We start from the raw sequence: 19510 nt of genomic DNA on the forward strand, positions 1-19510 counted from the left end.
TTCACGGATGCGAGCGGTCGATCGAGGCGGTCGGCGGGTCGTCCGGACGCGGGGTACGTTCGCCGAGGTTGACGACCCATGAACCGTCGACGTCCGAGATCGAGACCTGATCCGTGACCGGCTTGCCCCGCGAGTCGGTGGCCTCGATCCGGGCGACGTCGAACTGGCCGGTGATCGGGTTCTCCAGCCAGGTGACCCGGGTTCCGCTCCACTCCCGGTCGCCGATCGCGGCGAGCTTCGTGTCGATCTCCTCGTGCCGGTCGAGCCGGGGATTGTTCAGCTCGACCAGCCGGACCCGGTCGCCGTCCTGCATCGCCTGGACGTACGCGTCGACCAGCTCGTCCTTGCTCATCCCGTCCGTCGGCGCGGACGAGCAGGCGGCCAGCAGCGCCAGCGCCACGGCGGCCGGAAGCCATCTCCGATGACTGATCATCCGACGATCATGCCAGGATGAATCGATGAGGGCGGCGGGTGCGGTGCTGTGTGGCCTCTGCCTCCTGCTCGTCGCCTGCTCGGCGAGCGTGCTGCCGAGTGTCACCACGACCAGCGCGATCGTGCACGCCCAGGCCGGCTGCGACAGCCGGTGCGTGTACTGGTTCGAGTACTGGCCGGCCGGCGCGGTGACGGTGAGCACCACGCCGCGGCGCGAGGCGGGACCGGGCACCGGCCGGGTGTCGGAGGCGATCAGCGGGCTCGATCCGGACACGGTCTACCACAGCCGGTTCTGCCGTACCGGCTCCTGCGACCCGGTACAGATCTTCCGCACGGCCGGCGACCGGACCTCGGCCACCGTGGACCTCGGGCGGCCGCTGTCGACCGCGGACACCGCCGGCGATCCGATCTCGCGCGACGCCGGGCTCAGCGCCGCCTGGTCGGCGGACGAGAGCCTGTGGCTGTTCGGGGACACCTCGCAGCGCAACGGGCCGGAGTTCCTGCCGGGCACGACGGCGGCCGCGGGGGCGTACACCCGCGGTCTTGTCCCGGATGACCTGCGTGAGGTGCCCACCCCGCCGGCGCCGCACGATGCCGGGCCGCGGGGCCCGGCGCCCTTCCTGCCGGCCCCCGAGGGGCTGCGCGCGACCGCGCAGCAGGGCTGCGACGGCGTCAACCCCTATCCGGCCGCTTGGCCGACCGGTCTCGCTCGCATTCCCCAGACCGGGCAACTGCTTGTGGTGTACGCGCAGACGTGCGTCTTCTCGCACACCAGGATGTCCACCCAGCGGCTCAGCCTGGCCGTCTACGACCCGGCGGCCAACCGGATCACCGCGACACACACACCGTTCGCCGCGCTGCCCCTGGAAGCCGGCCTGCCGGTCACCCAGCGTCTCGGCTCACCGGTCTTCGGCGGCGACGGCCACCTCTACCTGTACGCCCACGACGTCACCACCGGCGAGATCACGGTGGCCCGGGTCGGCGCCTCCCCGCAGGACTGGGGCGACCCGGCGAACTACCGCTGGTGGGACGGCTCCTGGAGTCCGGACCCGTCGGCCGCCGTCTCGATCGCGTCGGTGCCGTTCGCCGGTTCGGTCCACGTGGCCGACTACACGGGCCTCGGGTCGCACCGGCTCGCCATGCTCGTGCAGACCGAGTTCGGCAGCGGCGGGTTCCAGATCCTGGAGGCCTCGTCACCGGCCGGTCCGTGGATCCTGGGCCCGGCCGGCAAGGTGCCGGACACGTGCGGCAGCGAGGGCTACGGCTGCTACGCGCTCAACGGGCACGCCGAGCTGAGCACCGCCGGCCGGTTCCTGTTCTCCTGGTACAGCCCGAACGACCGGCATCTGCGGGTCGGCTCGGTGGCCTGGTAACCGACCGGCCCACCGGGGTAGCGGGGCGGCCGCGATGCCGGAGGTGCACTAAGGTCGCCGGAATGTGGCTTACCAGCCTGGTGCGTAAACATCACGAAGCGGTCAAATTTCTCATGGTCGGTGGCGTATGCTTTTTCGCCACCACCGCGATCAACTACGGGCTCAAGCTGACCGTCCTGCACGAGAAGCCCGTCACCGCGCTCGTGGTGGCCACCCTGATCAGCACGGTGCTGTCCTACGTGCTGAACCGGGAGTGGTCGTTCCGCACCCGTGGCGGCCGGGAACGGCACCACGAAGCCGCACTGTTCTTCTCGGTGAGCGCCATCGGCATCGCGCTCAACTCGCTGCCGCTCGCCGTCTCCCGGTACGTGTTCCACCTGAGCGTTCCGGACGTCAGCCGGCCGGTGCAGGAGATCGCCGACTTCGTCAGCGGCATCATCATCGGCACGCTGATCGCGATGTGCTTCCGGCTGTGGGCGTTCAAACGGTTCGTGTTCCCGCACGCCGAGGCCCGCCCGCACCGCCGGACCGGGCGCGGACCGCGCAGCCATGTGGTGAAGCACGAGCCGGTACGCGACACACTCAGTCCCTGATCTCCCGGCGAAGCGGTGGTGAACCCGCTGCCCCGGACGCCGGTACACCGAAGTACCGAAGCTGTCTCATCCGGAAGCGGCCCGGCACCGAAGCAGAGAAGAACACACCGTTCGAGGAGACCACGATGACCAAACTGACCGACGCCCGCGCGGAAGCTCTGTTCACCAGCCCGCTGGCCACCGGCAGCCGCCCGGACCACGACATCGTCGAGCAGGCCATCCGCGCCGCCGTACGCGCACGCGGTGGCGTGCGAGGTTGCGCCGCCGACGTGGCCGCGGAGTACGGCGACCACCCCGAATGCGCGGTCCCGCGGATGCGCTGGGCCCGGGGAATCGTCGAACACCTCTACGACATCCGCCGCCCACGCAGCGCCTGGACGCTCGTCGCTTGACCGCGGTGGGCACAGTGGCTGCTGTGCCGCAGACACGGGTGCCGCCGCGCTGGATCGTCCGCCTCGCCTGGGCCGTGCACCGGGCCGTCTACCGCCTCACCCGCGGCCGTCTCGGCCTGTGGCGTCCGCGGAACGGCCGCTGGGGTGCCATGCGGCTCACCACGCGGGGGCGGCGCAGCGGCCGGCCGCGCAGTGTGATCCTCGCCTATCAGGAGGACGGGCCGAACCTGGTCGCCCTCGCCATGAACGGCTGGAGCGACGGCGAACCGGCCTGGTGGCTCAACCTGCGAACCGACCCGGACGCCCATGTCGAGCTGGCCGGCGGCTCGCGGCCGGTGCGTGCCCGCGCGGCGCTGGGCGCCGAACGGGACCGTCTCTGGGACCGCTGGCGGGCGATGAACCCCGATCTGGACGACTTCGCGGCGCTGCGCTCGACCCCGACCACGGTGGTGCTCCTGGAGCCGCTCCCGTGACGGGCGCGGGCTTCGGTACGCGGTCTCTACGCGTCAGTGCCCGGCGACCGCTGGAGTCAGTGACTCCTCGGCCGCGGTGCCGTACGCCGCAGCAGCCGGAGGCCCACCAGGGCGAGAGGCGCGCAGCAGAGCGCGCCCACCACGCTGCCCGCGACCGGCGCCACCAGGCCACCGGCGATCGGGCCGGCGATCATCGGGAGCAGCGCCACCGGCGCCGCCCACCAGCCGATCACGCCGTTGCGCGCCAGGCCGGCCATCAGCACCGCGGGCATCAGCAGGCCGAGGACGGTGCCGGTACGCAGCCAGAGGTTCAGTGACGGGTCGCCGGTGATCTGCTCGAACACCTGAACCGACTGGTCCAGGCCGGCGAGGTTCGGCATCGCCGCGAACACCCAGTCGGAGAAGAGCATGCCGGACATCTGGATCGCGCCGAACGCGGTGCCCGCCACACCGGCCGCGGTCAGTGCCCGGCCCCGGTCGCCGCGCGGCAGGGTGAGCACGGCCGGGACGGCGATGGCGATCGCCACCCAGTAGTAGTGGAAGAAGTTCGCCGACAGTATCGACAGGCTCTCGTCCTTCGCGAGCGAGGCCAGGTAGGCCGCGTCCGAGTCGTCGGCCTGCGGCGGCGAGGTGAGCATCGCGCCGAGCAGCAGCAGCGGGGTCGAGATGAGGGCGGCGCCGGCCAGGCGGCGAAGGTTCGGGCTGGTGTTCGTCATGCCGGGAAAACTATTGATCCACCCCGGTGCCGCGGATCGTCGCGCAAGCCCGATCATGGTGCGATCGCGGGTCCGTCCCGAGGTGCCGGCCGTCCGCCCGCGGGTGGACGGCCGGGTCGTCCCGGGAGATGATCCGCCGGACGTCCGACGGTCACTACCGTCGGGCGGGTACTTCAAAAGGAGAGGGGGCGCAGGTGCGCGGACCGCGGAGCCGCCGGCAGTGGCTCGTCGCCGGACTGCTCGCCGGGGTGCTCTGGGCCGTCGTCGCGGTGGCCGAGATGACCGGCGGCAAGGTGCCCGAGGGTCCCGACCCGGGGGAGATCAGTGCCGCGCTGGTGCTGTTCGCCTGCTTCCCGCTCGCCGCCTTCCTCCCGATCACCGCCATGGTGCTCTCCGTGCTCGTCGTCCCGTACGCGCTGGTCACGGACCTGCCCGGGGTAGGTGGCTCGCAGCTGATCGCCCAGCTGGTGCTGGTCGCGCACGCCGCCTTCCGCGCGCCCGCCCGGCGCACCGTGCCCGCCGCCGTGCTCGCGGTGGTCGTGCCGGCGACCGCGCTCCACGTGAGTGGCGAGACGTCCTGGGAGTTCGTGTTCTTCGCGGTGCTCGGCCTGTTCGGCTGGAGCGTCGGGGCGCTGCTGCGCCGCGAGCAGATCCGCTCCGCCCAGCTTGCCGAGCTCGCCGCCCAGCTGGCCACCGAACGGGAGGCCCGGGCCCGCACCGCCGTCGACGAGGAACGCGCGCGGATCTCCCGCGAGCTGCACGACGCGGTCGCCCACACGGTCAGCGTGATGACCATGCAGGCCGGGGTGCTGCGCCGCCGGCTCGCCGACCGGCCGGTGGAACGCGACGCCCTCGGCCAGGTCGAGGAACTGGGCCGGCGCAGCGTTCAGGAGATCCGCCGGGTGGTCGGCCTGCTGCGCCCCGACGACAGCGACGGGCTGGGTCCGGCACCGTCGCTGCGCCGGCTGGACGACCTGCTCGACCACGTCCGCGCCGCCGGTCTCGAGGTCGACCTGACCGTCACCGGGGAGCCGGCCGAGCTGCCGGCCGCGCTGGACATGTCCGCCTACCGGGTCACCCAGGAGGCGCTCACCAACGTGCTGCGGCACGCCGAGGCGAGCCGGGCGACCGTCGAGGTCGCGTACCGGAAGAATGAGGTTGCATTGACCGTGACCGACGATGGGCGCGGCACCACCGCGGCCGCTGCCGGTGCCGGCGGCGGGCATGGCCTGGTCGGCATGCGGGAACGCGTCGGCCTGTTCGGCGGGCGGCTGCGCACCGGGCCACGCGACGAGGGCGGCTACCAGGTGAGCGCCAGCTTCCCGCTGGAGACCGCCCGATGATCCGGGTGCTGCTCGCCGACGACGAGGCCATCATGCGGGCCGGCCTGCGGATGCTCATCTCCGACGAACCGGACATGGAGGTCGTCGGCGAGGCCGCCGACGGCAACGAGGCGGTGCGGCAGGCCGAGCGGCTGCGCCCGGACGTCGTCCTGATGGACGCCCGCATGCCGGGCCTGGACGGCATCGGCGCGGCACGCCAGATCGGCGAGAGACATCCGGGGGTACGCGTACTCGTGCTCACCACCTTCGACGAGGAGGTCCTGGTCGACGGAGCGCTGCGCGCCGGAGTGGCCGGCTTCCTGCTCAAGGTCTCGCCACCCGAGCAGCTCCTCGACGCGCTGCGTGAGGTGGCGGCCGGCCGGGGCCTGCTCGACCCCGCCGTGGTTCCGCGGATCATCACCCGGTACGCGGGCACCCCGCAGGCCCGGCCCCGCGACCCGGCCCTGGACCAGCTCACGCCGCGCGAGGCGGAAGTCCTGGCCCTGGTCGGGCGGGGGCTGTCGAACACCGAGATCGCCGCCGCGCTGCACCTCGGCGAGACCACCGTCAAGACGCATCTCGGGCGGGCGCTCGACAAGCTCGGCCTCCGGGACCGGGCCAGGGCGATCGCGTACGCGTACTCCAGCGGCCTGGTCAGCCCGGAGCCGTAGGACGCCGTGACCGAATCCCGCCAGACGCCCGGGGCCCGGCCGCCGACGATGGGGACATGACTGGATACCGCATCGACGCCATTCCCGGTGAAGTCCTCCGCGAGGTTCGTGAGCGTGGGCTCGACGTGTCCGGCAACCCGGTGGAACGGGTCACCGCCGGTGGCGGCGAACCGCTGCGCTGCTGCCTGCGGGACGCCGGCGCGGGCGAGGAGCTGATCCTCTTCGGGTATGAGCCGCCGCTCCCGGCCGCCGGCCCGTACCGCGAGGTGGGTGCGGTGTTCGCGCACCGCGAGGCCTGTGCCGGGCCGGTGGGGCGGGGTTATCCGGCCGGCTGGCACGGGCGTGCGCAGGTGTTCCGGGCGTACGACGAGCGCGGCTGGATCCACCCGGCGTCCACGGTCGACGACGGCACCGACCCGGAGGGCACGATCCGGGGCATCCTCGCCGACCCGTCGGTACGGCTCGTGCACACCCGCAACGTGACGTACGGATGCTTCATGCTTGCGATCGTCCCGGAACACTGATCACGGGTTCTTGACGGCCTCCGCGATCTGTAATGCGGCCTGGGCGGGCGTGCGGTGCGTGGTGTCGATGACCTCGGCCGCATCGTGGAGCCAGGTGCGGGCCGCCTCGGCGTAGGGCTCGAGGTATTTGAGGCGGAACGGGGAGGGGACGGGGTGTTCCCCCGCGATGCGCCCGCGGAGGGTGTCCTGGTCGGCGTGGAGGACGAAGTGCCGGACCGGGATGGCATGGTGGGCGAGGCCGGCGCTGATCTCGCGCCAGTACTGCTCGACCAGGACGGTCATCGGGATGACCAGGGTGCCGCCGGTGTATTCGAGTACCCGGCGGGCGGTGTCGACGACGAGCGGCCGCCATGGCGGCCAGTGCTGGAAGTTGTCCGTCTCGGGCAGCCCAGGTGTGATGTCCATGAGTGTCTCGCCGACCTTCTCGGCGTCGAACACCCGGGAGTCCGGGATCAGCTGCTGCACGAGCGCACTGGTCGTCGTCTTGCCCGCCCCGTGGGCGCCGTTGATCCATACGATCACGGGCCCGATGCTAGACAGCCTTCGCGGTCAGGGTCTTGCCAGGCCCAACGTGGGTGCTGTCTGGCGGCCGTTGAGACAGCATTGAGCGTGGGCCAAGCAAGATCACCGCTGGGGGCGCGGAGGATCACGTCGGGGCGGGGGAACGTGTCGAACAGGCCGTCGGCGAGCATGGCCAGCGCGCCCTGCGCGGTCTCCTCGCCGGGCTGTCCGACGGCGAGCAGCGTCCCGGACCACTCCTCGCGGGCGCCGGCTAGCAGGCCGACCGCTCCGGCCAGCGCGGTCACGTGCACGTCGTGGCCACAGGCGTGCATCACGCCGGGCACCGTGCTGGCGTACGGCAGGCCGGTCTCCTCGGCCACCGGCAACGCGTCCATGTCGGCGCGACAGCATGACCGTCGGCCCGTCGCCGTTGCGCAGTACGCCGACCACGCCGGTGCCGCCGATGCCCTCGGTCGTGTCGAGCCCGGCAGCGTGCAGCCGATCGGCGAGCCGGGCGGAGGTGCGGTGCTCCCGTATGGAGAGTTCGGGGTGCGCGTGCAGATCGCGATAGAAGTCGACGAGCGTCTCTGTCATGCCCACGGATTCGTCCCGGCCGCACCGGCGGATGACCGGGTGTTCACCGCAAGGACATCCATTACTATCACTTCGTTACGCACCGACGACTTGGCTGAGGCGTCATGACGGAACACGAGCACAACTCGCACAGTCCGCTTTCCCGCCGTTCCCTGCTGGCCGGCAGCGGCGGCCTGCTCATGCTGGCGGCCGCGCCCGGCACCGCCTGGGCCTCGAACACCGGGGTCGCCACCAGCGCGAGCCCGGTGCGCGCCACCGGCGCCGCCCGCGCGTCGGCGATCAGCCAGGGCACCGGCCTGGTCCACGCCGACCTGCACAACCACACGCTGATGTCGGACGGCGACGGTGATCCCGCGCTGGCCTTCGAGTCGATGCGCTCGGCGGGACTGGACGTGGCCGCGCTCACCGACCACACCACCCTCCTGTCGATCAACGGGCTGTCGCGCAGCGAGTGGGACCGCACCGGCCGGCTCGCCGACGCCGCCGACCAGCCCGGCGTCTACACCGCACTGCGCGGTTTCGAGTGGTCGCATCCGCTGCTCGGGCACGTCAACGTCTGGTACACCGGCAACTTCACCGACCTCGGCGGATCGAGCAGCATGTCCCGGCTCTACGACTGGATCGGGCGGTCCGGCGGCATCGGCGGGTTCAACCACCCGGGCCGGGAGGCGCTGCGGTTCAACAACTTCGCGTACAACTCGGCGCTGCGTGAGCAGATGGTCGGTCTGGAGATGTTCAACCGGGGCGACGACTACCTGTTCGACGGCTGGTCCGACGGGCAGACCTCACCGTTGACCGCCTGCCTCAACGCCGGCTGGCGGACCGGGCTGACCGGGGTGACCGACGAGCACGGCACCGAGTGGGGCTACCCGGAGGGCAAGGGCCGCACCGGCATCTGGGCGGTCGAGAACACCCGTAACGGTGTGCTCGCCGCGATGCGGGACCGGCGGTTCTTCGCCACCCGGGTCAGTGGGCTGCGGCTGGACGCGACCGCGGCCGGCGTACGGATGGGCGGCAACCTGCCCTTCGCCCAGGGTGACGTGCGTTTCGTGGTCGACCTGGATCGCGGCCCGGAATGGGCCGGCAAGCCGTTGCGTATCCAGGTGTTGCGGCCGGGCACGGCCGCACCGGCCGTGGCCGACGTGATCGACACCGCGGCCGGCCGGGTCACCGAGTTCACCGTGCCGCTCGACCTGGCGGACGGCTCGTGGGTGGTGCTGCGGATCTCCGACCCGGCGCAGGCGAACGCGTCGCCCGGCCCGGCCGGCCATCCGTGCAACGACTGGGGTGTCGCCTACACCAGTCCCTGGTGGCTCACCGCCGGATAGATCTTGTACCTCCGGGGGAGTAGCCGCATCACCTCCCGCCGTGGGATGCGGCTACGTCCCGAGTTCCGGCACCGTGACTCCCATGACGTACACAGTGCTTGTAACCGGCGCGAACAGCGGGCTCGGAGCGCAGATGTCCGGCGTGCTCGCCGCCTCCGGTGCGAAGGTGATCATGGCGTGCCGGGACCCGGTGCGGGGTCGGGCGGCCGCGGCCCGCATCGGCGGGCGGACCGAGGTGCGCGCTCTCGACCTGGCCGACCTGTCCTCGGTGCGGACCTTCGCCGCGGCCCTTCCCGGCGAGATCGACGTATTGATCAACAACGCCGGGGTGATGGCGGTGCCGCACGGCACGACGGCCGACGGTTTCGAGGCGCACATCGGTGTCAACCACCTCGGCCCGTTCGCGCTGACCGGCCTGCTGATCGACCGGGTCCGCGACCGGGTCGTCACCGTCACCAGCGGCCTGCACGTCCTCGGCCGCATCCACGACGACCTGCACTGGGAGCACCGCCGTTACCGGCGGTGGCTCGCCTACGCCCAGTCCAAGCTGGCCAACCTGCTGTTCGCCTACGAGTTGCAGCGGCGGCTCGCCGCAGCGGGCCGGCCGATCCTCTCGGTGGCGGCACACCCGGGTGTGACCGCGACCGAGGGGCAGCGCGGTGACAGGTCGCTGTCCGGCAAGATCCTGGCCGGCGGCCGCGCCCAGGCCGTGGAGATGGGCGCGCTGCCGATCCTGTACGCGGCGACCGCACCCGGCGTCCCCGGCGGCACCTGCATCGGCCCGGACGGGTTCCTCCAGCGGCAGGGACATCCGGCGCTCGTCCGATCCAGCCGGAAGTCCTACGACCGGGCCGTCGCCGCCGACCTGTGGACGAGGTCCGAGCACCTCACCGGCGTCCGTTTCGCCGACGTGATCACCGGGCGCTGTCGACCCGCCGCATCCGGGCCTTCTCCGGCTTCAGCGTGATCACCGTGAGCGCGGCCAGCCCGGCCCCGATCCAGAGAACGCCGGAGGTGGGCAGGGCGCCGACCGCCAGCCCGCCGAGCAGCGCTCCGATCGCGATCGACAGGTTGAAGGCGCACACCAGCAGCGAGCTGGCGGCCTCGGTACGCTCCGGCGCCGCGGTGAGCATCCAGGTCTGCAGCGCGACCGGGACCGCGCCGTACCCCAGTCCCCACAGGATCAGCAGGGCGGCGGCCGCCGCGACGGTGATCTCGGCCGCCGCCAGGGCGGCCATGGCGGCGGTGAGCAGCACCGCGATGCCCAGCGCGGTCTGCCGCAGCCGCGTGCCCACCAGGGCGCCGGCAATGAAGTTGCCGCAGATCCCGGCTACGCCGAACACCAGCAGCAGCACGCCGATCAGGTCCGCCGGTACGCCGTCGGCGAGCAGGACCGGCCGGACGAAGGTGTACGCCGTGAAGTGCCCGGTGATCAGCAGGAACGTCATGGCCACCCCGACCCGTACGGCCGAACTGTCCCGGAACGTGCGCGGCAGGTCGGCCAGGGTGATCGTGCGCTGCGGCGGCATCGCCGGTAACAGCACCAGCATGCAGGTGAGCGCGGCCAGGCCGAGCAGTCCCACCGCCGCGAACGCGGTACGCCAGCCGCTGAGGTCACCGATGATCGTCCCGGCCGGCACGCCGAGGACCGAGGCGGTCTCCACCCCGCCGAAGATCACGGCGGTGGCCCGGGGTACCTGGTGCGGCGGCACGAGCCGCAGCGCGATGCCGCCGGCCAGGGACCAGAAGCCGCCGACGCTGAGCCCGATCAGGAACCGGGCGATCAGCACGACGGTGAAGCTGGTCGCGAACGCCGACGCCAGGTTGGCCGCGCCCATCATCCCGATCAGCGCGGCCAGGACGATCCGGCGGTCGACCCGCCCGGTGGCCACCGTGATCAGCGGGGCGGAGACCGCGGCGACCAGGCCGGGAACGGTCACCATCAGCCCGGCGGTGCCCTCGGAGACGTCGAGCGTTGACGGTGAAGATCAGGGCGATGAGCCGGGCCAGTTCCGCCTCGCCGAACTCGTCGGCGGCCCGGTCCCACACCTCGTCCGGGACGCCCTCGGGCAGCCGGGTCACCGCCTCGGTCAGTGCCAGGGCGGCCCGCTCCCGCGCCGTGTAGAGGCCGGCCTCCTCCCACGCGCTGAGCTGGTAGATCCGCTCCTCGGTCTCGCCGGCCTTCCGGGCGTCGGTGGTGTGGTAGTCGATGCAGTACGCGCACCGGTTGATCTGGGACGCGCGGATCTGCACCAGCTCCACCAGCGCCGGGTCGAGCCCGTCCCGGGCGGCGGCGTCGAGGGCCAGCACGGCCTTGAACACCTTGGGGGCGACCTGGGCGAAGTTCATGCGCTGCGGAACCTGAATGGTGGTCATGCGGCAACGCTATGAGCGTGAGTGACCGGCTGTAGGGTGCAATTCCGTGGCAGAAGAATGGGTCAATTCCTCGGACCTCCACCTCGAGCTGTCCGGGTCCGGCAGCCGCCGGGCCCAGCTCATGCACGCGGTGCGGGAGGCGATCCGGTCCGGCCGGCTGGCTCCGGACGCTCGGCTGCCGTCGTACCGGGCGCTCGCCGTTGATCTCGGGATCGCCCGTAACACCGTCGCCGAGGCGTACGCCGAGCTGGTCGCCGAGGGCTGGCTGACCGCCCGGCAGGGGTCCGGCACCCGGGTCGCCCAGCGGGCCGCACCGCCGCCGCCGGTCCGGCGTGCCGTTCCGTCGCCGGGACGCCGCCCGGTGCACGATCTGGCGCCCAGCTCACCCGACGCGTCGGCGTTTCCCCGGGCGGCGTGGGTGGCGTCCGCTCGGCGGGCGTTGAGTGCCGCACCCAGCGCGGCGTTCGGGCCGGGCGACCCGCGCGGCCGCGTGGAGCTGCGCCGGGCCCTGGCCGACTATCTGACCCGGGCTCGCGGCGTGCGTACCGACGCCGAGCGGATCGTGATCTGCGCCGGTTTCGCCCACGGGCTGCGCCTGCTGGGCGAGATCCTGCCGGGCACCGTCGCGGTGGAGTCGTACGGCCTTTCGTTCCACCGCGACCTGCTGAAACGGACCGTGCCGCTGGTGGTCGACGAGCGCGGCGCGGTCGTCGCCGGCCTGTCCGGCAGCGGCGCCGCCGCCGTGCTGCTCACCCCGGCCCATCAGTACCCGATGGGTGGCCCGCTGCACGCCGGCCGCCGCGCCGAGGTGGTCGACTGGGCCCGGGCGACCGGCGGGCTGATCCTGGAGGACGACTACGACGGCGAGTTCCGCTACGACCGGCAGCCGGTCGGCGCGTTGCAGGGGCTCGACCCGGAACGGGTGGTCTATCTCGGCTCGGCGAGCAAGAGCCTGTCACCGGCGTTGCGGCTGGGCTGGATGGTGCTGCCGGACCGGCTGATCGACGACGTGCTCGCCGTGAAGGGCAGCCGGGAGTTCTGGTCGGGGGTGCCGGACCAGCTCACCCTGGCCGACTTCATCGCCTGCGGCGCGTACGAGCGGCATCTGCGCGCCATGCGCCGCACCTACCGCCGGCGGCGCGACCACCTGGTCGACGCGGTCACCGTACCGGTCAGCGGGATCGCCGCCGGCCTGCACGCCGTCCTGGACCTGCCGGCCGGCACCGAGACGGCGACGCTGCTGGCCTGTCGCCGGTTCGGCGTGGCGGTGGACGGGCTGTCGCCGTACCGGCACCCGGACAGCACGATGCCGCATCGCGACGGCCTCGTGGTCGGTTACGGCACGCCCGCCGAGCACGCTTTCGCGGCGGCGCTCGACGCGTTGTGCCGCGCCCTGCCGGAGTAGTTCGTCACACGAATTATCCTGACCGGATGGACATCGTGCCGGCACTCGTGCGCTCCACATTCCTGGTGAACGCGGTCTACACCGAGTCGGCCCGCGAGTACGGGCTGACCCAGCAGCAGGGTCAGCTGTTGTGCGTGCTCATGGCGCAGCCGTACGGCATGGGTGAGCTGGGCACCATGCTGCGGCTGGCCAAGTCGAGCCTGACCGGGCTGGTCGACCGGACCGAGCGCAACGGCCTGGTCCGCCGGGAGCCGGATCCGCGGGACACCCGTGCCGTCACGGTCGCGCTCACCCCGGAGGGCAGCCGGCTCGCCGAGGACTTCTACACCGAGACGTGCCGTCGCGTCGAGCGGCTGGCGGTGTCCCTCGAGCCCGCCGACCGGGACGCCCTGGCCGCCCTGCTGGGCCGGGTGGTCGCCGAGAACGAAGTGCCGCTGGTCTTTCTTAGTTCGTAGTGCGAACTGTATAGTTCGTGACGCGAACTTGCGGGAGGAGACCCATGACCGTCTTCGGATTCGGCGCGCACACCGGCATCGACGAGATCCCGGAACTGCTGCGCATGGTCGACCGGGCCGACCAGGACGGACTCGACCTGGTGTCGCTGTCCGACCATCCGTACTTCGGGGCGCGCGTCGACGCGTACGCAGCGATCGGTTTTCTTCTCGGGCGCACCCGGCGGATCGCCGCCCTGGCCAACGTCACCAACCTGCCCACCCGGCCGGCGCCGATGCTGGCCCGCACCATCACCTCGCTCGCGGCCCTCTCCGGCGGCCGCGTGGTGCTCGGCATGGGCGCCGGCGGCCTGTGGGACCGGATCGCCGACATGGGCGTGCCGCGGCTCTCCCCGGGCGCCGCCGTGGACGCCTTCGAGGAAGCGATCACCCTGGTCAAGCGCCTCGCCGGCGGCGGGCCGCCGGTCACCCACGAGGGCCGCCACTACCGGGTACGCGAGATCGAACCGGCACCCGTCCCCGCGCCGCCGGTCTGGACCGGCTCGGTGGGCCCGGCGTCGCTCGCCGCCACCGGCCGGGTCGCCGACGGCTGGATCCCCGGCCACGCGGCCGACTGGCTCAGCGAGCGGTACCGCACGTCCCGGCCGGTCATAGACCGCGCCGCCGAGGCGGCCGGCCGGGACCCGCGCGACATCCGGACGGTCTACAACTTCCCCGGCCGGATCACCGACCGCCCGCTGCCGGCGACCCGCGACCGCGAGAACCGCTGGATCGGCGGCTCCACCGCCCAGTGGATCGAGGAGCTCACCACCGCCGTGCTCGACCACGACGCCGCCGGCTTCATCCTCTTCCCGCCCGGCCACGCCGCCCACGACGACGTCACCCTCGGCCGCTGGGCGCGGGAAATCGTCCCGGCGGTCCGCGAGGCGGTAGCCGGGCAGCGATGATCACCGGTTCCGCTTCTTCGGGGTACGCGTCACGGACGGTCCCCGGTCCACCGCGCGATCCAGCCGCCACTCGCGGCCCCACCGCGACCGCCGGGCCCGGGCAGGTGGTTGGCCGCTCACGCGGCCCCGCCGGGCAGGTTGCCGGCCGTACTTTCTCAACCGGGCGGGCGATCCGCCGATCGAGGCGCGGTGTGAGCCTGTTGACGTCGCATCGCACAGTGGCCGCATGATCGCGCGTGCCCTTGCCGCCGCCTCCGCGGCCACCGCCGCGTCGCTGCTGGCGATCGCCCTCCCGGCGCCCGCCTCGGCGGCGCCCGCCTATCCGGCCGCCGACGGCCGGTGCGTCGACCGGACCGGCGTCCTCGGCGACGACCTGTGTTCGCAGATCACCGCCATCCTGCGCGCCGACGAGAAGGCCACCTCCGACGAGATCGCCGTCGCCGTGGTGCCGACCACCGGCGACGCGAGCATCGAGGCGTGGAGCACCGGGCTCTTCAACCACTGGGGTGTCGGCAAGGCCGACCGGGACAACGGCGTTCTGCTGGTCGTCGCGGTCGACGACCACCGGGTGCGCCTGGCGACCGGCGACGGCATGGCTGAGCGGCTCGACGACACCGCGGCGGCCGACATCGTGGACACCGTGATCACCCCGCGTTTCGCCGCCGACGAGTACGCGCTCGGCGTCCTCGACGGCCTGGACGAGGTACGCCGCCGGATCGGTCACGACGTCCCCGCCGGGACCGCGCTCGCCGGCCTGGCCCCGGTTACCTCCGACCCCGGCGCCGACCCCGACGCTGGACCGATCGGGATCCCGGATGACGGTGGCTTCGTGACCGGCCCGGACGGTGAGATCTCCACCTTCGCCGAGGAGGAGCCGGCCGGCGGCTCGTCGGCCGGGGCGTTCGTGCTGCTCGGGTTGCTCTTCGGCGGGCTGGCCGTGATCGGTTTCGTGCTCAGCCGGCTCGGCTCCAGCGCGTCCGAGCGGCGTTACGGCCACCACCCGGCGCCGGCCCGCCCGCACACCATGCCGCATCACCACTCGCCGCACTCATCGATGACGAACAACTCCAGTTCCAGCTCGGACTTCGGCGGGGGCTCGTCCAGCGGCGGCGGCTCCTCCGGCTCCTGGTGAGGGTGCCGCGTTCCTGGCGAGCCCCGAGAGGCCCGGTACGCGACCGGCTTCGCCATCTGACCGCCGCGGTCCCTAGGGTGATCGCATGAGCGATCGCCCCCTGACCCTGATGGCCGTGCACGCCCACCCCGACGACGAGGTCACCAGCACCGGCGGTGCACTCGCCAGGTATGCCGCCGAGGGCGTCACCACCGTCGTGGTCACCTGCACCGACGGGCGCTGCGGCGACGGCCCGAACGGTGTCAAGCCGGGCGAGCCGGGCCACGACCCGGACGCGGTCGCCGCCATCCGGCGCCGGGAGCTGGAGGCCAGCTGCGCCGCCCTCAAGGTCACCCACCTGGAGATGCTCGGCTACCACGACTCCGGGATGATGGGCTGGGCCGCCAACGAGGCACCGCGGTCGTTCTGGTCCACCCCGGTGGCCGAGGCGGCCGAGCGTCTCGCCGGCCTGATCCGCCACTACCGGCCGGACGTCGTGATCACCTACGACCAGAACGGCAACTACGGTCACCCCGACCACATCCAGGCGAACCGGGTGACGATGGCCGCGGTCGAGCTGGCCGGCGGGCCGGCCAAGGTGTACTGGAGCGCGGTGCCGCGTTCGACGATGCGCGACGTCGGCGAGCGGATGCGCGAGCTGGGCATCGGCCCGGAGGAGTCCGCCGACCAGGTCGAGATGGGCTGGCCGGACGAGGAGATCACCGCCTGGATCGACGTGGCCGGCGTCCTCGATCAGAAGTTCGACGCCCTGTCCGCCCACGCCAGCCAGGGCGACGGGGCCTTCTTCCTCGGCCTCGGCCGGGAGCTGTTCGCCACGGTGATGGGCACCGAGTGTTACGTCCGGGTCCGGGACACCACCGGCGCGCCGGCCAGGGAGGACGACCTGTTCGCCGGCCTGCGCCCCGCCCAGCCGTAGGGCGCGACCGGGCCGGGAGCGATGTACGCCCCCGGCCCGGTGATCGCCGCTGTCAGGACTTGAAAGCGTCCTTGATCTTCTCGCCGGCCTGCTTCAGGTTGGAGCCGGTCTGGTCGGCCTTGCCCTCGGCTTCCAGCCGCTCGTCGTCGGTGGCCTTGCCGACGCCTTCCTTGACCTTGCCGCCAACTTCTTCGGCCTTGTTGTTGGCTTTGTCCTCGAACGACATCGAGCACCTCCACGAGACAGATGTACGCCCCTGCAATACCCGATCGCGCCCGTCTTGAACTCACCCGGCCGGTATCCACACCCGCATGGTCGACGGCCCCCGCCCGGCCCACCCGTGGTACGGCCGGAGGATGACGTCGGCGGACCGCGCGCCGGCCTCCCGCGACGGTGCCGGGTACGGCCACTCCTGATCGGCCGGCGAGACGATCCGGCAGGACGCCACGACTCCCTCGGCGCTCTCGGACAGCGGCACGGCCGGGTCCAGCCGCAGCGCGTCGAGTGACACGTGAGCGGGCAGGTCGACGGACTCGACGCAGTACACCACCGGGCCGCGTTCGATCGCGACGCATCCGCGTACCGCGTCGATGCGAGCGTCCGCACCGGTCAGCCGCGGCCGGACGGCCAGATCGAGCTCGATGACATCGCCGGCGCTGAAGCGCCGCCGCAGGCGCGCGTTGCCGGGCGAGACGGTGAGGCCGTCCAGGGTGGCACCGCCGGCCCAGTGCGGAACGCGCAGGCTGAGCGTCCACGGGGTGTCCGGTGTCTCGGTGATCCGGATGGTGATCCGGCCGGTCGCCGGGTAGTCGGTCGCCACCTCGAGGCCGATCTCCCGGCCGTCCGGCAGGGCGGTGCGGATCCGCGCGGCGGCGTACTGGTGTAGCTGGAGGCCGTCGTCGTCGCTGGTGGCCAGGTAGGCGGCGAGGCTGGCGAAGGTTCGGGCGAGGTTGGTGGGGCAGCAGGACACCTCGAACCACGGCGCGCGCAGGGTGGAGGCGGCCCGGGGGACGATGGCGCCGGCCGGCGGTTCGGTGCCGAGGACCCGCTGGTGCAGCGTGTTGGTGTAGAAGAAGCGGGTGCCGTCGCCGGACACGGCGGTGGCGACGACGTTGAACAGGGTCCGTTCGATCAGGTCGGCGTAGCGCGGGTCGCCGTGCGCCAGCAGCAGCCGCCAGGACAGCATCACCGAGCCGATGCCGGCGCAGGTCTCCGAGTACGCCCGGTCCGGCGGCAGCGCGAAGTCCTCGCCGAACGCCTCGTCCTGGTGGCGGGAGCCCATGCCACCGGTGAGATAGGTACGCCGGGCCACCGTGTTGCGCCACTGCCGGGTGACCGAATTGAGCAGCTCACCGTCACCGGTCTCCATGGCGACGTCGACCGCGCCCGCCGCCAGGTAGGTGGCCCGGACGGCGTGCCCCCGCAGCACGTCGGCGGCGCGTACCGGCAGGTCGTCCTGGAAGTAGGAGCGGCCGAACCCGATGTCGGCGAGAGTGCCCCGCCCACGCCGTTCCACGAAGAGTCGCGCCTGTTCGAGATAGCGGTGCTCGCCGGTGACCCGGTACAGCTCGACCAGGGCCGGCTCGATCTCCGGATGCCCGCAGACCGACGCGATGCCGCCGGGCCCGAAGACGTCGCAGACGTGATCGGCAGCCCGGATCGCCACGCCGACCAGCTCGTCCACGCCGAAGGTGCGGGCACGGGCGACGGCCGCCTGGATCAGGTGGCCGTAGCAGTAGAGCTCGTGCCCCCACTCCAGGTCGCTGTAGCGCGGCCGCTGCCCGGGCCGGCCGAAGTTGGTGTTCAGGTAGCCATCCGGTTCCTGAGCGGCGGCCACCCGGCCGGCGATCGCCCGGTAGCGGGCGTCCAGCTCGGCGTCCGGGGCGGGGCCCAGCTCCCAGGCCATCGCCTCGAGCAGCTTGTAGACCTCGCTGTCGGCGAACTCCCGGCCCCGGCGCTCGGCCGGCGCGGCCTCGAAGTTGCCGAGCCAGCCGGCGCGCTCCAGCCAGTGTTCGACGTGGGCGAGCGTGGCCGACCGGTTGACCTCCTGCCGGCGCTGCCAGAACCCGGGGCGCAGGGTGACCTCGTGCAGGCCCAGCGGGCGCAGGCGGCCGCGGCTCGGCATCGTGGGCACGCCGGAGACCGTGGTGGGTGCTTCGTTGATGGTCACGTGCGGATCACCCCAGGGTTGCGGCGTTTCGAGAATTGTTTCGGGGATGTCATCATGTGCGCCGTCGAGCTCGGGAAGCAGTTGCCGAAAACGTTTTCGAGAACGTAACGTTGTGTAGATTTCACTGTCAAGAGGCGGGAATCGCGGGCTTGGAGGCGACGAACGGCATGGCGGCCAACCGTCCCGTGACACTGCGCGACGTGGCCCGGCTCGCCGGCGTCTCGGTCGCCACCGCGTCCAAAGCCCTCAACGGCCAGCCGCAGGTCCGCGCCGAGACCCGGGCCCGTGTCGTGCTGGCCGCCGAGCAACTCGCCTTCTCGCCGAACACCTTCGCCCAGAGCCTGATCACCCAGCGCAGCGGCACGGTCGGGCTGCTCACCTCCGACCTGGAGGGCCGCTTCTCGATCCCGATCCTGATGGGCGCCGAGGACGCGTTCGGCTCCGGCCAGACGTCGGTCTTCCTCTGCGACGCGCGCGGCGACACGATCCGCGAGAAGCACCACCTGCGTGCTCTGCTGACCCGCCGGGTCGACGGGCTCATCGTGGTGGGCGCGAGGCCGGACACCCGGGCCTCGCTGGGGCGCGACCTGCCGGTGCCGGTGGTCTACGCGTACGCGCCGTCCGACGATCCGGCCGACCTGTCCCTCGTCACCGACAACGTCGGCGGCGGCCGGCTCGCCGTCGACCACCTGATCCGCTGCGGCCGGCGCCGCATCGCCCACATCACCGGCGACCCCGGCTACAGCGCCGCCCAGGACCGCGCCCGCGGTGCCCTCGACCGGCTTGACTCGGCGGGTCTGGAGCTGGCCGGCGGCGAGGTCTGGTTCGGCATGTGGTCCGAGGCCTGGGGCCGCGGCGCCACCCGCATGCTGCTCGACCGCTGCCCCGACGTGGACGCGGTGTTCGCCGGCTCCGACGAGATCGCCCGCGGCGTCCTCGACGTGCTGCACGAGGAACGCATCGCGGTCCCGTCGCGGGTCGCGGTGATCGGCTTCGACAACTGGAACATCCTGGCCGCCAACGCCCGCCCGCCGCTGACCACCGTCGACCTCAACCTGGAGCAGCTGGGCCGGACCGCCGCTCAGCGCCTGTCCGCGGCGATGGACGGCCATCCGGCCTCCGGCACCGAAACCCTGCCGGTCCGCCTGATCACCCGGGACTCCACCGCCCCGCTGAGCTGAGGCGCCGGCGGC

At 72.5% G+C, this 19510-nt stretch carries 22 protein-coding genes and 2 pseudogenes; 16 read left to right on the plus strand and 8 right to left on the minus strand.

What is annotated here, in order from left to right; translation table 11 throughout:
- Nucleotide 1: 1 nt before the first annotated feature.
- Nucleotides 2-433 (minus strand): hypothetical protein, encoded by a 432-nt coding sequence (locus I4J89_RS30635; RefSeq protein ID WP_196417598.1) that lies wholly within the window; start codon nt 431-433, stop codon nt 2-4.
- 25 nt (nt 434-458) lie between these two features.
- On the opposite strand from I4J89_RS30635, the gene I4J89_RS30640 reads away from it, so the two are divergent.
- The 4 genes from I4J89_RS30640 to I4J89_RS30655 all read left to right on the plus strand — a co-directional run bounded on the left by I4J89_RS30640 (nt 459) and on the right by I4J89_RS30655 (nt 3263).
- Nucleotides 459-1805 (plus strand): hypothetical protein, encoded by a 1347-nt coding sequence (locus I4J89_RS30640; protein ID WP_196417599.1) that lies wholly within the window; start codon nt 459-461, stop codon nt 1803-1805.
- Nucleotides 1806-1867: 62 nt separating this feature from the next.
- On the plus strand, nt 1868-2398 hold the full coding sequence (locus tag I4J89_RS30645) for a GtrA family protein (protein WP_196417600.1): 531 nt from the start codon (nt 1868-1870) through the stop codon (nt 2396-2398).
- Nucleotides 2399-2523: 125 nt separating this feature from the next.
- Nucleotides 2524-2790, plus strand: coding sequence for a hypothetical protein (locus tag I4J89_RS30650; RefSeq protein WP_196417601.1), 267 nt, complete (start codon nt 2524-2526; stop codon nt 2788-2790).
- 23 nt (nt 2791-2813) lie between these two features.
- Nucleotides 2814-3263, plus strand: a complete 450-nt coding sequence (locus I4J89_RS30655) for a nitroreductase/quinone reductase family protein (protein WP_309238535.1) — start codon at nt 2814-2816, stop codon at nt 3261-3263.
- Between the two features lie 56 nt (nt 3264-3319).
- On the opposite strand, the gene I4J89_RS30660 is transcribed toward I4J89_RS30655, so the two are convergent.
- On the minus strand, nt 3320-3979 hold the full coding sequence (locus I4J89_RS30660) for a hypothetical protein (protein ID WP_196417603.1): 660 nt from the start codon (nt 3977-3979) through the stop codon (nt 3320-3322).
- Nucleotides 3980-4173: 194 nt separating this feature from the next.
- Between I4J89_RS30660 and I4J89_RS50980 the strand changes: the two genes are divergently transcribed.
- From I4J89_RS50980 to I4J89_RS30675, 3 genes are read left to right on the plus strand one after another with little or no spacing between them, the layout of a single operon-like run.
- Nucleotides 4174-5322: a sensor histidine kinase gene (locus I4J89_RS50980; RefSeq protein ID WP_196417604.1), complete on the plus strand. Its 1149-nt coding sequence runs from the start codon at nt 4174-4176 to the stop codon at nt 5320-5322.
- Nucleotides 5319-5972, plus strand: coding sequence for a response regulator (locus I4J89_RS30670; protein WP_196417605.1), 654 nt, complete (start codon nt 5319-5321; stop codon nt 5970-5972). The genes I4J89_RS50980 and I4J89_RS30670 overlap by 4 nt, the downstream gene beginning before the upstream one ends.
- Before the next feature lie 56 nt (nt 5973-6028).
- Complete coding sequence (locus I4J89_RS30675; protein ID WP_196417606.1) at nt 6029-6496, plus strand: DUF1203 domain-containing protein; 468 nt, start codon at nt 6029-6031, stop codon at nt 6494-6496.
- On the opposite strand, the gene I4J89_RS30680 is transcribed toward I4J89_RS30675, so the two are convergent.
- Together I4J89_RS30680 and I4J89_RS30685 are read right to left on the minus strand one after the other, a co-directional pair.
- Nucleotides 6497-7018 (minus strand): AAA family ATPase, encoded by a 522-nt coding sequence (locus I4J89_RS30680; RefSeq protein ID WP_196417607.1) that lies wholly within the window; start codon nt 7016-7018, stop codon nt 6497-6499.
- Nucleotides 7019-7137: 119 nt separating this feature from the next.
- Nucleotides 7138-7591, minus strand: a pseudogene (locus I4J89_RS30685) (M20/M25/M40 family metallo-hydrolase); the annotation flags it as partial.
- 104 nt (nt 7592-7695) lie between these two features.
- Between I4J89_RS30685 and I4J89_RS30690 the strand changes: the two are divergent.
- The gene (locus tag I4J89_RS30690) at nt 7696-8919 is read left to right on the plus strand and encodes a CehA/McbA family metallohydrolase (protein WP_196417608.1); all 1224 of its coding nucleotides are present in this window, start codon (nt 7696-7698) and stop codon (nt 8917-8919) included.
- 82 nt (nt 8920-9001) lie between these two features.
- Entirely contained in the window at nt 9002-9886 is an 885-nt protein-coding gene (locus tag I4J89_RS30695) for an oxidoreductase (RefSeq protein WP_196417609.1), read from the plus strand.
- Here the strand turns inward: I4J89_RS30695 and I4J89_RS30700 are convergent.
- Nucleotides 9834-10862, minus strand: coding sequence for an MFS transporter (locus I4J89_RS30700; protein ID WP_196417610.1), 1029 nt, complete (start codon nt 10860-10862; stop codon nt 9834-9836). The genes I4J89_RS30695 and I4J89_RS30700 overlap by 53 nt on opposite strands.
- A 53-nt stretch (nt 10863-10915) precedes the next feature.
- Between I4J89_RS30700 and I4J89_RS50985 the strand changes: the two genes are divergently transcribed.
- Entirely contained in the window at nt 10916-11044 is a 129-nt protein-coding gene (locus I4J89_RS50985) for a hypothetical protein (RefSeq protein ID WP_255521853.1), read from the plus strand.
- A gap of 20 nt (nt 11045-11064) precedes the next feature.
- Here the strand turns inward: I4J89_RS50985 and I4J89_RS50005 are convergent.
- Nucleotides 11065-11295: pseudogene (locus I4J89_RS50005) on the minus strand (carboxymuconolactone decarboxylase family protein); the annotation flags it as partial.
- A gap of 46 nt (nt 11296-11341) precedes the next feature.
- Between I4J89_RS50005 and pdxR the strand changes: the two are divergent.
- From pdxR to I4J89_RS30730, 5 genes are all read left to right on the plus strand, one after another.
- Complete coding sequence (gene pdxR / locus I4J89_RS30710) at nt 11342-12700, plus strand: MocR-like pyridoxine biosynthesis transcription factor PdxR (RefSeq protein ID WP_309238536.1); 1359 nt, start codon at nt 11342-11344, stop codon at nt 12698-12700.
- A 26-nt stretch (nt 12701-12726) separates the two neighbouring features.
- The gene (locus tag I4J89_RS30715; RefSeq protein ID WP_196417611.1) at nt 12727-13155 is read left to right on the plus strand and encodes a MarR family winged helix-turn-helix transcriptional regulator; all 429 of its coding nucleotides are present in this window, start codon (nt 12727-12729) and stop codon (nt 13153-13155) included.
- Between the two features lie 44 nt (nt 13156-13199).
- On the plus strand, nt 13200-14099 hold the full coding sequence (locus I4J89_RS30720) for an LLM class flavin-dependent oxidoreductase (RefSeq protein ID WP_196417612.1): 900 nt from the start codon (nt 13200-13202) through the stop codon (nt 14097-14099).
- 226 nt (nt 14100-14325) lie between these two features.
- Nucleotides 14326-15231, plus strand: a complete 906-nt coding sequence (locus tag I4J89_RS30725; RefSeq protein ID WP_196417613.1) for a TPM domain-containing protein — start codon at nt 14326-14328, stop codon at nt 15229-15231.
- An 85-nt stretch (nt 15232-15316) separates the two neighbouring features.
- Entirely contained in the window at nt 15317-16147 is an 831-nt protein-coding gene (locus I4J89_RS30730) for a PIG-L family deacetylase (protein WP_196417614.1), read from the plus strand.
- A gap of 52 nt (nt 16148-16199) precedes the next feature.
- Here the strand turns inward: I4J89_RS30730 and I4J89_RS30735 are convergent, their stop codons facing one another.
- Both I4J89_RS30735 and I4J89_RS30740 read right to left on the minus strand, forming a co-directional pair.
- The gene (locus tag I4J89_RS30735) at nt 16200-16373 is read right to left on the minus strand and encodes a CsbD family protein (RefSeq protein ID WP_196417615.1); all 174 of its coding nucleotides are present in this window, start codon (nt 16371-16373) and stop codon (nt 16200-16202) included.
- A 60-nt stretch (nt 16374-16433) separates the two neighbouring features.
- Nucleotides 16434-18317, minus strand: coding sequence for a glycoside hydrolase family 127 protein (locus I4J89_RS30740; RefSeq protein WP_309238537.1), 1884 nt, complete (start codon nt 18315-18317; stop codon nt 16434-16436).
- Between the two features lie 167 nt (nt 18318-18484).
- On the opposite strand from I4J89_RS30740, the gene I4J89_RS30745 reads away from it, so the two are divergent.
- The gene (locus tag I4J89_RS30745; protein WP_196417774.1) at nt 18485-19498 is read left to right on the plus strand and encodes a LacI family DNA-binding transcriptional regulator; all 1014 of its coding nucleotides are present in this window, start codon (nt 18485-18487) and stop codon (nt 19496-19498) included.
- Nucleotides 19499-19510: the final 12 nt, after the last annotated feature.

The sequence above is a fragment of the Actinoplanes aureus genome, assembly GCF_015704865.1.
GTDB classification, from domain to species: domain Bacteria; phylum Actinomycetota; class Actinomycetes; order Mycobacteriales; family Micromonosporaceae; genus Actinoplanes; species Actinoplanes aureus.